This window comes from Rhizobium sp. BK418 (assembly GCF_004341105.1).
In the GTDB taxonomy this organism is placed as follows: domain Bacteria; phylum Pseudomonadota; class Alphaproteobacteria; order Rhizobiales; family Rhizobiaceae; genus Rhizobium.
In genome coordinates this window covers 849,593-861,519 of the sequence record NZ_SLZK01000002.1, presented here as the reverse complement: position 1 = coordinate 861,519, position 11,927 = coordinate 849,593, and the positions used below count along the sequence as shown (strand labels likewise).

The window sequence follows — 11,927 nt, the reverse complement described above, 5'->3', positions numbered from 1 at the left end:
TTAAGGAGGACTTCTCATGTTGCGTTTCGGTATTCTTTCAACGGCCAAGATCGGCCGCGACAATGTTGTTCCCGCCATTCAGGACGCAGAAAACTGCGTCATTACAGCGATCGCCAGCCGCGATTTTGCCCGCGCCCGCGACATGGCAGACCGGTTCTCCGTGCCGCACGCCTTCGGCTCCTATGAAGAGATGCTGGCGTCCGATACGATCGACGCCGTCTATATACCGCTGCCAACCTCCCAGCATGTCGAATGGTCGATCAAGGCCGCCGATGCCGGCAAGCACGTGCTCTGCGAAAAGCCGATCGCGCTCAAGGCATCCGAGATCGACGATCTCACTGCCGCCCGCGACCGCAACAATGTCATCATCAGCGAAGCCTTCATGGTGACCTATTCGCCGGTCTGGCGGAAGGTTCGCTCGTTGCTGCAGGAGGGTGCGGTCGGCGAACTCCGTCATGTGCAGGGCGCCTTTACCTATTTCAATCGCGACCCCGGCAACATGCGCAACATTCCTGAGCTCGGCGGCGGCGGCCTGCCCGATATCGGCGTCTATCCAGTCATCAGCACGCGCTTCTCCACTGGCAAGGAACCGTTCAGGATCCAGGCGACCACAGAACGTGATCCGGAATTCGGCACCGATTTCTATTCCAGCGTGAAGGCGGATTTCGGCGAGTTCGAGCTGAGTTTCTACATCTCCACCCAGATGGCCGGGCGCCAGATCATGGTCTTCCACGGCACCGAAGGCTATATCGAGGTCAAGTCGCCTTTCAACGCCAACCGTTGGGGACCCGAAGAGATCGAAGTGACCAATCGCGGCCACTCCGAATCCTATATTTATCGTTTCCAGGATAGCCGTCAGTACAAATGCCAGGCTGAAGCCTTTGCACGCGCTGCGTCAGGGGAAAAGGAAGAGATCGTCACGCTGGAAGATTCCAAACTCAATCAGAAGGTCATCGATGCCATCTACCGCGCCAGCGAACAGGATGGCTGGGAAGCCGTTTGATGCTTACCCGGCGTTTCCTCGAAAGACGAAGCGGGAATAACCGAAGAAGCTGAAGAACATCGACGCTGCGGTCGCGAGCACCATCGCTGCAAACGGCTGCAGCGCCGGTAGTGACAGTAGCAGCGCCGAATAAAGCCCATAGTTGACAAGGGCGGCCGTCACGCCGACGGAGCCGTAGCGAAAACCTTCCGCCGCTAGCGAGTGGCCGGAGCGGTCGAAAGTGAAAGTCCGGTTGAATGCCCACGTCGTTGCCATCGCGAGCGCAATGGCAATCAGCCGGGCAATGAAGGGACCGAGTGGCGTCAGCTGCAGCAGCAGCGCAAGTACGCTCGCGTCGACGACGAAGCCAAGCCCACCGGCGATCGCGAAGCGAATGAGCTTCTTCATGCCGCGTCCGCCTTTTTGCCATCAAGCGTTGTGGGCAAGGTCTTGTCCTTTGCGGAGACCGGCGCTGCCAGGCTCATGTAATGGATGCGCAACTGCTCTGCCCGCGCCCGCGCGACGGAATCGAGAATGACGCCGGCCGTAAACAGCATGATGGAGATCATCGCGAGCGCTGTCGCGAGCACCCAGGTCGGCATGCGGCTGACGAGTCCTGTTTCGAAATATTCCGCCAGCACCGGCCCCATGAAGCCGAAGCTTGTCAGCATGAAAAGCGCGCTGATCGTGCCGAAGAAGGCAAAGGGCCGCGTCTCCTTCATCAGCATGGCGAACATCCAGAGGATCTTGCCGCCGTCGCCGAAGGTTGAAAGCTTCGAGTGCGATCCTTCCGGGCGTCTGCCGTAGTGCAGTTCCAGTTCGCTTACCGGCAGCTTCAGCCGCGAAGCGTGCACCGACATTTCCGTCTCGATCTCGAAGCCGCCGGAAACCGCCGGGAAGCTCTTGACGAAACGGCGCGAGAAGGCCCGGTAGCCGGAGAAGATGTCGGTGAAGTCAGATCCGAAGATGATGCGATAGAGTATGTTGAACAGCCGGTTGCCGAGGGCATGTCCCTGCCGGCCGGCGTCGTCACGCACGCCGCGCCGCGTGCCGACCACCATATCGGCCCGCTCTGTCAGCAGTGTACGTACCAGCTCCTCGGCATCCTCAGGCGCATAGGTTCCGTCGCCGTCGGCGATGATATAGATATCTGCATCGATGTCGGCGAACATTCGACGCACGACGTGGCCCTTGCCTTGCCGCCGCTCGCGCACGACATGCGCGCCGGCAAGCATGGCATGCAGCGCCGTGCCGTCGGTGGAATTATTGTCGTAGACGTGGATATGCGCATCGGGCAGCGCCGCCCGGAAGCCCTTGACGACAGGGCCGATCGTTGCCGCTTCGTTATAGCAGGGAAGCAGAACGGCAATATCAGGACTTTCGCTGAGCGATCGCTCCATAGGGTTACACTCATTACAAAGAAACCGGGGCGAATTTACCGCATCCAGCGTTAACAAGCCCCTATGAGGAAATGAAAGAGGCATCTCCTGTGGTTTACACTTTCTTGATAAGCCAGGGCTAAGGTTTGCCCATCACGCAACGACCTGGCTACGATGATGAACGCAGTGCAGCCGATCGCCAAGGCGCAATCAGCATCAGCCAGGACTGGATTCATTAGCGGAATCCGGCAGCTGCTGACACAGCTGCTGCCATCGGCCCTCATCTACACCATTATCCTGATCGGCATCATCACCGTCATGAAATATGCCGGCGGTCCGGTCGATTATGTCGGCCCCGATAATGACGACGGCATGCGCCTCGTGGAAATCAGAGATTTCCTGAGCGGGCAGGGCTGGTTCGACCTGATGCAGTATCGACTCGGCCTCGGCGAGGGTACGCTTATGCACTGGTCGCGGCTGATCGACCTTCCGATTGCCGGTTTGATCCGTTTATTCGGCCTCTTCCTTAGCCATGACGCCGCGGAGGCCGCCGCACTCGTCGTCTGGCCCCTGTCGCTTGTCTTTCCCCCCATGTTTGCCATGGGTCTCGCGGGTCAGCGTGTCGGCGGCCTTGCCGGCATGCACCTGTCCTTCTGTTTTGCCGGCATGGCAATCTATACCGGCAATCGCTTCGCGCCTGGCGCCATCGATCATCACAATGTCCAGCTCGGGCTTGTCGCAATCATGACCGCGATGCTCTTCGATGAAAAACAGCGTGTCTGGAACTATGTCGTTGCCGGGGCAACAGCTGCATTGGCGATCGCGATCGGCGCTGAAACCACGCCCTTCGTCGCGACCTATTGCTTGGTGGTGGCCCTGCTTTGGGCCTGGGAGGGCGAACCGTTCGAGGCCGCTACCAAGGCTTTCGGCCTCAGCCTCGCTGTCACGATCAGCATCTTCTTCTTCGCAACGGTGCCGCCATGGCAATATTCGGCGGTCACCTGCGACAACCTCTCGCTCGGCTTTTATAGCCTTGCAACTATTGGGGGTGGCCTGCTGTTGGTTTCCGCGGTCTTTGCCAGCCGTCTCGGCCGTGGTCTGCGTTTTGCCGCGCTCGCGGCCGTCGGCGCCGCCGTCCTTGCTTCGGCATTGGCCATCGCGCCGCAATGCCTGGGCAATCCGCTCGGTAATCTTGATCCGATGTTGGTCGAGCTCTGGCTGCGCAATGTCTCGGAAGCGCAGTCCATTCTCGCGCTCAGCCGGACAGATCCCTTTTCCATCGGGGCATTCTACGCGCCTGGCCTGCTCGCGATAGCCGTCTGCATCTTCCGCTCGGTTAGAGGTGATCGCGTGCAGGTCCATCTCGTGCTTTTGGCGCTTTTGAGTGTCAGCTGGGCCGTCGCCCTGGTTCAGGTTCGGGGCGCTGTCTTTGCAAATCTGCTGTCTATCCTGCCGCTCACCTTGCTGATCATCGAAGTGCGCCGCATATCGAATGGCGATAGCGAGAATGCCGCGGCAGCTCTTGTCTATATCCTGACGGTTCTGGCAAGTGTGCCGGCGGTGTGGGCGGTTGGTGGCGCACTTGTCGAAATGCAAGTCAACAAGACGAAGAATGCGAGGAACCCAGACCGGCTCTCCTGCTCATCGAAGCAGGCGCTCGCTCCGCTTGCCGCTCTGCCGCCCGGCATGATCTCGGCGCCGTCGGAAATGGGCGTGCCGATCTTGCGCTACACATCCAATCGTGTCCTGTCGGCGCCCTATCACCGTAACCAGGGTGGCATGCTGACCGAAATGCACATCGGTCTGGCCGAGCCAAAGGAGGCCGAAGCATTTCTAAGAGGAGCGGGCGTTACGACGTTTGCGTTTTGCCCCGATGATCTGCAGACGAGTGAAATCGCCAGATTGAAGCCCGACGGGCTCTATGCGCAGCTCCGCAAGGGTAATATTCCGCCCTATCTCGATCCGCTGCCGAAGGCCGCCGACAGCGGCGTCCAGTTCTTCCGTTACTGGCCGACGTCGGACTGACCCCCTATCTTTCAGGAATGGGCGAGGACCGCACGTAGACGATCGGTGGCAAAGAGACCGCCGAGATAAAGCAGCAGACCGGCATTGTAACCGATGATCGTGTAGAGAAGCGCCAGGAATGATACCGCGCCGCCGGAGGCGATCGCGGCGAGGGCAAAAGTCAAGCCGATGAACATGGCGACCAGTGCAATAGCGCCGGCCGAGCGCATCAGGCCCACGGTGAGGCCCAGTGTGGTTGCTGTCAGGATGATCATGTCGTCACCTCTTCTTCAGGTCGTTTGCAGGAGCCTAGGGGCCCTCCGCTAACAAAAGTTTATTGGGCATCCTCCATGAAAGCTTGAATTGCAGCCATGGTTACGGATGCGTTCACCTGACGGCATTTCCCCCGGCTTGCGCCGGGTATATGTTTCGATCCAGGTCAACTCTGTTACAGGCTGAAAAGTTCCGTGACTATTTCTCTTACGTAAACGGAACTTTCCAGCTGGGCCACAGCGTTGAGACGAAGCAGCGTCATGCTGACAATTCGATCGATGCCTGATCGACTGGTTGTTCGGAAAGAGAGCGAGCCGAAACCCTCTAAAGGGTATTGAGCATAGCGACGGTAATAAAAGAGACTGTTCCCACACCGTTCATCGGTGGGGAATTTTCACTGCCAAGCATGCTCATTTTTCGGGTCGGGTGTTCGCCACTCCCTACGAACATGAGTAATACTAAGTTTTTTTTACAAGTTGCGATATCCCTATTTCTTGGGTCCTCCACCGATTTTTGGATAAAAATTCACCCTTCGCCGGCCTCGACCTTCCCGTTTGGGGGCTATCAAAATAGAAAGAGGAGATGAGCAATGTCTTTGATGGCGATTCGCCCACCAATCTTGCGGAATATTCGGTCTCTGAGCTGTCCGGTTCCATCAAGCGGACCGTCGAGACGGCGTTCGACCAGGTGCGCGTGCGCGGCGAGATTTCCGGCTACCGGGGTCCCCATTCTTCCGGCCATGCCTACTTCTCGCTGAAGGACGACCGGGCTCGCATCGATGCGGTCATCTGGAAGGGCACCTTTTCCCGCCTGAAATTCCGCCCGGAGGAGGGCATGGAAGTGATCGCGACTGGCAAGGTCACGACCTTCCCCGGCTCTTCCAAATACCAGATCGTTATCGAGACGCTGGAGCCTGCCGGCGCCGGCGCGCTGATGGCATTGATCGAGGAGCGCAAGCGCAGGCTCGGCGCGGAGGGCCTCTTCGATCCCGCCCGCAAGAAGCGCCTGCCCTTCATGCCTGCTGTGATCGGTGTCGTCACCTCGCCCACCGGCGCCGTCATCCGCGATATCCTGCATCGCATCTCCGATCGTTTCCCTGTCCATGTCATCGTCTGGCCGGTTAAGGTGCAGGGGGAGGGCTCCGGCGAGGAGGTGGCGAACGCCATCAAAGGCTTCAATGCCCTGGAACCCACAGGGGAGATCCCGCGTCCGGATGTGTTGATCGTTGCCCGCGGTGGCGGCAGCCTCGAAGATCTCTGGAGCTTCAACGACGAAATCGTCGTGCGTGCTGCAGCCGATAGCCGGATTCCATTGATCTCTGCCGTCGGCCACGAAACGGATTGGACGCTGATCGATTACGCCGCCGATGTCCGCGCGCCAACGCCGACGGGTGCCGCCGAAATGGCTGTGCCGGTCAAGGCCGAGCTGGAAGCGCAGGTCGCCGCGCTTACTGCCCGCCTGCAGGGCTGCATGAGCCGCCAGATGGACCAACGCCGTCAGTCCGTCCGCTCCCTGATGCGCGCCTTGCCTTCGCTCGACCAGCTGCTGGCACTGCCTCGCCGCCGCTATGATGAGGCAGCTGCTGGCCTTGGCCGCGGGCTGGAGCTCAACACGATCAACAAACGCCGTGGCTTCGAGCGCGTCGCGTCGCATCTGCGCCCAGACGTACTGTCCAATCGCATCACCGAGCGTCGCCAGCTTCTCAGCGAGCGCATGGCCCGCGCGGAACGCAGGGTCGAGCGCCTGCTCGACCAGTCGAAGTCCCGTATCGAGCGCGCCGAGGCGATCCTTGCCTCTTTGCCTGCGCGGTTGAAGACCCAGACCGACCGCAGCCGAGAGCGTCTCGGCAATCTCTCGCGCCATGCCGATACGGCAATCCGTCATCAACTGACCCGCGCACGTGCAGAACTTTCCGCACAGGACCGCGTGCTGCAATCGCTGTCTTACAAGAACGTGTTGAAGCGCGGCTACGCCGTCATCCGCGACGAGGATAACAGGCCTGTCTCGCAAGCCGCCGCACTTTCCGCCGGCATGGGCATTGCTATCGAATTCGCAGATGGCCGCGTCGGCGCCGTAACGACGGAAGGCAGCGCGCCGCCGACCGGATCGAAGAAGCGCGCGACCAAAGCCAGCGAGCCGCCTCCGAAACAGGGAAGCCTGTTCTAGCGATGCGAATCCTGCTCGTGCTTGCCCATCCGCTACCGGAAAGCTTTGCCACCGCGGTGGCGCGCACCGCCCGCGAAGCGCTGGAAGCCTCAGGCCATGTCGTCGATCTGCTTGATCTCTATGTCGAGGATTTCGATCCGCGCCTGTCGGAAGCGGAGCGACGCGGTTATTTTGACACGCCCTACGATACGTCAGCCGTTGCCGGCTTCGTCGATCGGCTGAAGGCGGCCGAGGGGCTTGTCCTGGTCTTTCCGCAATGGTGGTTCAATTTTCCGGCCATCCTGAAGGGCTTCTTCGATCGCATTTTTACGCCGGGTGTGGCCTTCACTCATGATGCCGCCGGCGGTCGCATCGTACCGCAGCTCACCAATATCCGGTTGCTCTATGCACTGACGACGACAGGTTCGCCCTGGTGGCTGGTGCATGTGTATATGGGCAATCCGGTTCGTCGCCTGCTGAAGCGCGGCATCGCCAATTTTTGCTCGAAAAAGCTGATCTTTCGCATGATGAGTTTGCACGATATGGATCGTGCTTCTGAAGCTAGGCGCAAGGCGCATCTGGAGCGTATCCGCAAAGCGCTCGCTGCCATCTAATTATTCGAAATCCGATAGGAATTTCTTAAGCAGCCGGTTGAGCTCCGCCTTCTCATCGGTCGACAGATTGCGCGCCAGCCGCTGCTGGTTAGCAACATGAGCGCCGACTGCTGCTTCCACAGTCGCAAGCCCCTTGTCCGTCAGCGCGATCAGCACACTGCGTCGGTCTTCTGGGTTGAACAGACGCTCCACGAATCCGGCCTTTTCCAACTGATCGATCCGGTTTGTCATCGTGCCGGAACTGACCATGGTCATGCCGAGCAATTCTCCGGGTGACAGCCGATAGGGGGCGCCGGAGCGGCGAAGCGTTGCCAGCACATCGAAGGCGGAGGTCGACAGACCGTGCTGGAGAAGCACCGCCTCCACCTCGCGGCTGATATGCGTCGTCAGCCGTTTCAGCCGGCCGAAGATGCCCATGGGTTCGACATCCAGCTCCGGCCGTTCGCGCCGCCATTGCGCCAAGATCCTGTCTACGTGATCTTCGTTGGTTTTGCTCATGCTGCATCGATATCAGCAGATCTCTTGACGTCAAGATAAAATGTGTTATTCTGGATTTATCTTGATGTAGAGATTCTTGATATGAAGAAAAATTCCCGCTATGTGGCCGATGTGCTGACAACCGCGATCGCCCCTGCAATATGGGGCAGCACCTATTTCGTCACGACATCTTTCCTGCCGCCGGGGTATCCGCTGACGGTTGCCATGCTGCGCGCGTTACCAGCCGGCCTGCTTCTGCTGCTGATTGTCCGGAAACTGCCCACGGGCATCTGGTGGGGCCGTGCCTTCATTCTCGGCGCACTGAACTTCTCGCTCTTCTGGGCAATGCTCTTCGTGTCGGCCTATCGCCTGCCAGGCGGTGTTGCCGCCACGGTCGGCGCCGTCCAGCCATTGATCGTTATTGCACTGTCGCGCCTTGTCCTTGGCAAGCCGATCCGCTCCCTCGCCGTCATTGCAGGCCTGATCGGCATGGCGGGGGTCGGGCTTCTAGTGCTGACGCCGAGCGCGGCGCTTGATCCCGTTGGTGTCGCCGCAGGTCTCGCCGGTGCAGTGTCGATGGCCTTCGGCACGGTATTGACCCGCCGCTGGCAGCCGCCGGTCTCCAGCCTGACGTTTACCTCATGGCAATTGACTGCAGGCGGCATCCTGCTCGTACCTGTGGCCCTTTTCCTGGAGCCAGCGTTTCCGGTGCCGACAATGGCCAATATTCTCGGCATCGCCTGGCTCGGACTTGTCGGCGCGGCTTTCACCTATCTGCTCTGGTTTCGCGGCCTGTCACGAATCGAGCCTTCCGCCGCAGCATCGCTCGGTTTTCTAAGCCCCGTCGTCGCAACCCTGCTCGGATGGCTGGCGCTCGGCCAGAGCCTGACGCCGACGCAGCTTGCCGGATTTGCCATGGTTCTTGTCAGCGTCTGGCTGAGCCAGCACAACCTGATGCCGAAGGCGGGTGTTGTTACGCCCATTCCCCATGGCGCATCACCGGCACCCGCGATCCGTCAGGTTTGATGCCGTCGATATCGACCTTGTCGGAGCCGATCATCCAGTCGATATGGATCAGGCTGGAATTGCCGCCTTGCGCCTTGATCTTCTCCTGGCTCAGCGAAGCGCCATCGAGGAAGCACTTCGAATAGCACTGGCCGAGCGCGATATGGCACGAGGCGTTCTCGTCGAACAGAGTGTTGTAGAAGAGGATGCCGCTTGCCGAGATCGGCGAGGAATGCGGCACCAGCGCCACTTCGCCGAGCCGGCGTGCACCTTCATCCGTATCCAGCACCTTATTCAGGACCTCCTCGCCGCGCGAGGCTTTGGCTTCGACGATGCGGCCATCCTCGAAACGAACCCTGATATTGTCGATCAGTGTGCCCTGATGCGAGAGCGGCTTGGTGCTCGACACATGGCCCTCGACGCGCAACGCATGCGGCGTGGTGAAGACCTCCTCGGTCGGGATATTCGGATTGCAGGTGATGCCGTTCTTGGCCGTGGAGGCACCACCATGCCATTCATGGCCGTCTGCCAGGCCGACAGTGAGATCCGTGCCCGGTCCGGTGAAATGCAGCGCGGCGAAACGCTCGCCGTTCAGCCAGGACGAACGCTTGGCAAGATTGGCATTGTACTCGGCCCAAGCTGCGATCGGGTCGTCGAGATCGACGCGCGAGGCCGCAAAGATCGCCTTGGCGAGCCTGGCAACGGCGATCGCTTCCGGGTCATCGGGAAATACAACCTTTGCCCAGGAAGGGTTGGGATAGGAGACGATGTTCCAGTTGATGTCGAAGTTGGAGATCTTCTCCAGAGCCGGCTTATAGGCCGTGGAGTTGGCGCGGTTGGCGCGGCCGACCTTGCTCGGATCCTGCTCCGCCAGCAGCATGGGGTTGTCGCCGGCGACGGCCAGACGGGCGGCACCGTTCTCATAAGCCTTCGCCATCCCATCGTATAGCCAGCCGGAAGCCCGGTCAAAGCTCTCGTCGCTGCCATATTGATAGCGCGCCAGTGTCGTCTCCTCGTCGGAGTAGAAGGTAGAAACCAGTCCGGCGCCGGCGAGGTAAGCGTGTTTGGTGATGAGCCGAACCAGCGGCAGTGCCACGACAGGAGCGGTAATGACGAGATCCTGCCCCTGCCGAAGCCGCAGGCCCACCTTGATGGCGACTTCCGCGAGCTTCTCGAGTTTGACGGGATCAACGGCGCTGTGGCTCTGGGGCATGAACGTCATGGGTCAACCTGCCTTCTATAATCTGCGACGGGTAGAGATTTAGACCCCTTTAAGGCGAAATTGAAGCGTCCGCATTCGATTTGAAGGGCGGCCGAATGCATATCCGGCCGCCTTTGCGAGTCAAGCGGCGGCGGGCAGTTTAAGCAGTATCGAGTTATGCTTATCGAGGAATTCCATCAGGCGTTGCGCATAGTCTTCGCCAACGGCGTCCCGAACGCTTGCTCGCTCGGACAACGCTTTGCGCCAGCGTTTGACCCGCTCGAGCCCGTCGAAGATCGGGCTATCACCGAGGGTATCGAAGAGATCGAAGTACCGAAAGATTGGACCAAAGACCGCGTCGACGAGGCTGAAGCCGGCCCCGGCGAAATAGGGTCCATCCGTCAGCGCGCCCTCGATCGTTGTGAATTTGGCGACAAGTGCCTTGTGCTTGACTTCCAGTTGCGCAGCATCCTGTGCCGTCTCGTAGCCCCAGAGATCGGAAAGCACCGAAGAGCCGAATTCCATCCATCCGCGATGGCGGGCGCGGCTCAAAGCATCGGTTGGATGTAGGGCAGCACCCGCCTGCGTTTCCTCCAGATATTCGCAGATGACGCTGCTTTCGAATAACACCTCTTCGCGGCCATCGTCCTCCTGTATCCGGAGCAAGGGCACCTTGCCGAGGGGCGAAATTTTTCGGAACCAATCCGGCTTGTCGGCAAGATCGATATTGATGCGTTCGAACGGCACGCCCTTTTCGAGGAGTGTGATCGCTGCGCGCTGCACGTAGGGGCAGAGATGATGACTGATGAGGGTGAGCCTGCTCATGAAAGTCTCCGAGTGGTTCGCAAGGGATTGGTCGGTTGGCGTGTATGCAAATGCATATAATATCGCTTGCGATAGGATTCAAGGTAGATGTAATTACATTTATGCCTGAGAATATTCCGAAGCCGAACGACGCCGTTGTCTCTGCCTGGACGCGCCTCATGCGCGCCCGCGAGCGGCTGCTTGGCCTGATCGAAGCCGATCTGAAGGCGGCCGGCATGCCGCCGCTTGCATGGTATGACGTGCTTTGGGAACTGGCGCGCTCGCAATCCGGCAGGCTGCGCCCCTATGAGATCGAGGAGCGGACGCTGTTGGCACAGTATAATCTTTCCCGCTTGATCGATCGGCTGGAAAAAGAGGGTCTGGTCGGTCGCGAGGTCTTTGAACAGGATGGGCGCGGCCGCTGGGTGGTGATCACTGATGCTGGGCGGCAGCTTCGGGAGCGAATGTGGACCGTCTATGGCAAAGCGATCGAAACACACGTCGGCTGCAAGCTTGCCGAAGGCGAGGCGAAGATGCTTGCCGGCCTTTTGGATCGCTTCCTCTGATCAGGCGATCAGTGGCGCAGTAGTGGCCTTCAGTGCCTTCAACGCCTCTTTCGGATCGAGCCGAACCTGCAATCCGCGCTGCCCGCCATTGATGTAGACCAGCGGCTCGGCGAGTGCGGTTTCCTCGATCGCCGTCGGCACGATCTTCTTCTGTCCGAATGGGCTGATGCCACCGACATGATAGCCCGTCAGCCGCTCGGCATCGGCTGGCTTCATCATATTGGCGGATTTGCCGCGAAAGGCACTGGCGAGTTTCTTCATGCTGACCTCGCGGTCAGACGGCACGACAACGCAGACCGGCTTTCCATCCACCTCCGCCATCAGCGTCTTGAGCACGCGATGCGGATCCTCACCGAGCGCCTCCGCCGCCTGCAGCCCGACACGCTCGGCGTTCGGATCATAATCATAGGTATGAAGCGTAAAGATGACGCCCGTCTGTGCAAGAACCTGGGTCGCGCGCGTGGTTTTGGACATGGC

13 protein-coding genes are annotated in these 11,927 nt (G+C 59.8%); 6 read left to right on the top strand and 7 right to left on the bottom strand.

Annotated elements, in window-relative coordinates:
* The first annotated feature begins 16 nt into the window (after positions 1-16).
* Entirely contained in the window at positions 17-1,003 is a 987-nt protein-coding gene (locus tag EV281_RS10255) for a Gfo/Idh/MocA family oxidoreductase (protein ID WP_132652971.1), read from the top strand.
* Positions 1,004-1,006: 3 nt separating this feature from the next.
* On the opposite strand, the gene EV281_RS10250 is transcribed toward EV281_RS10255, so the two are convergent.
* Positions 1,007-1,390, bottom strand: a complete 384-nt coding sequence (locus EV281_RS10250) for a GtrA family protein (protein WP_132652970.1) — start codon at positions 1,388-1,390, stop codon at positions 1,007-1,009.
* Positions 1,387-2,382: a glycosyltransferase gene (locus EV281_RS10245; protein WP_132652969.1), complete on the bottom strand. Its 996-nt coding sequence runs from the start codon at positions 2,380-2,382 to the stop codon at positions 1,387-1,389. The genes EV281_RS10250 and EV281_RS10245 overlap by 4 nt, the downstream gene beginning before the upstream one ends.
* Before the next feature lie 156 nt (positions 2,383-2,538).
* Here EV281_RS10245 and EV281_RS10240 point away from each other — a divergent pair, with 156 nt between their 5' ends.
* A complete protein-coding gene (locus EV281_RS10240) occupies positions 2,539-4,386 on the top strand; it encodes a hypothetical protein (protein WP_132653230.1) in 1,848 nt (615 codons plus the stop codon).
* A gap of 11 nt (positions 4,387-4,397) precedes the next feature.
* Here the strand turns inward: EV281_RS10240 and EV281_RS10235 are convergent, their stop codons facing one another.
* A complete protein-coding gene (locus EV281_RS10235) occupies positions 4,398-4,640 on the bottom strand; it encodes a hypothetical protein (protein WP_132652968.1) in 243 nt (80 codons plus the stop codon).
* Positions 4,641-5,220: 580 nt separating this feature from the next.
* Here EV281_RS10235 and xseA point away from each other — a divergent pair.
* Together xseA and EV281_RS10225 are read left to right on the top strand one after the other, a co-directional pair.
* Entirely contained in the window at positions 5,221-6,804 is a 1,584-nt protein-coding gene (gene xseA, locus EV281_RS10230; protein ID WP_132652967.1) for an exodeoxyribonuclease VII large subunit, read from the top strand.
* 2 nt (positions 6,805-6,806) lie between these two features.
* Positions 6,807-7,397: an NAD(P)H-dependent oxidoreductase gene (locus EV281_RS10225; RefSeq protein ID WP_132652966.1), complete on the top strand. Its 591-nt coding sequence runs from the start codon at positions 6,807-6,809 to the stop codon at positions 7,395-7,397.
* Here the strand turns inward: EV281_RS10225 and EV281_RS10220 are convergent, their stop codons facing one another.
* A complete protein-coding gene (locus EV281_RS10220) occupies positions 7,398-7,895 on the bottom strand; it encodes a MarR family transcriptional regulator (RefSeq protein WP_132652965.1) in 498 nt (165 codons plus the stop codon).
* Positions 7,896-7,976: 81 nt separating this feature from the next.
* Here EV281_RS10220 and EV281_RS10215 point away from each other — a divergent pair, with 81 nt between their 5' ends.
* Positions 7,977-8,900, top strand: a complete 924-nt coding sequence (locus tag EV281_RS10215; RefSeq protein WP_132652964.1) for an EamA family transporter — start codon at positions 7,977-7,979, stop codon at positions 8,898-8,900.
* Here EV281_RS10215 and EV281_RS10210 read toward each other — a convergent pair.
* Both EV281_RS10210 and EV281_RS10205 read right to left on the bottom strand, forming a co-directional pair.
* Complete coding sequence (locus EV281_RS10210; protein WP_132652963.1) at positions 8,848-10,101, bottom strand: aminopeptidase; 1,254 nt, start codon at positions 10,099-10,101, stop codon at positions 8,848-8,850. The genes EV281_RS10215 and EV281_RS10210 overlap by 53 nt on opposite strands.
* Positions 10,102-10,221: 120 nt before the next feature.
* Positions 10,222-10,905, bottom strand: a complete 684-nt coding sequence (locus tag EV281_RS10205; protein WP_132652962.1) for a glutathione S-transferase family protein — start codon at positions 10,903-10,905, stop codon at positions 10,222-10,224.
* 101 nt (positions 10,906-11,006) lie between these two features.
* Here EV281_RS10205 and EV281_RS10200 point away from each other — a divergent pair, with 101 nt between their 5' ends.
* The gene (locus tag EV281_RS10200) at positions 11,007-11,450 is read left to right on the top strand and encodes a MarR family transcriptional regulator (protein WP_132652961.1); all 444 of its coding nucleotides are present in this window, start codon (positions 11,007-11,009) and stop codon (positions 11,448-11,450) included.
* Here EV281_RS10200 and ybaK read toward each other — a convergent pair whose 3' ends face one another.
* Positions 11,451-11,924, bottom strand: a complete 474-nt coding sequence (gene ybaK / locus EV281_RS10195; protein ID WP_132652960.1) for a Cys-tRNA(Pro) deacylase — start codon at positions 11,922-11,924, stop codon at positions 11,451-11,453.
* Positions 11,925-11,927: the final 3 nt, after the last annotated feature.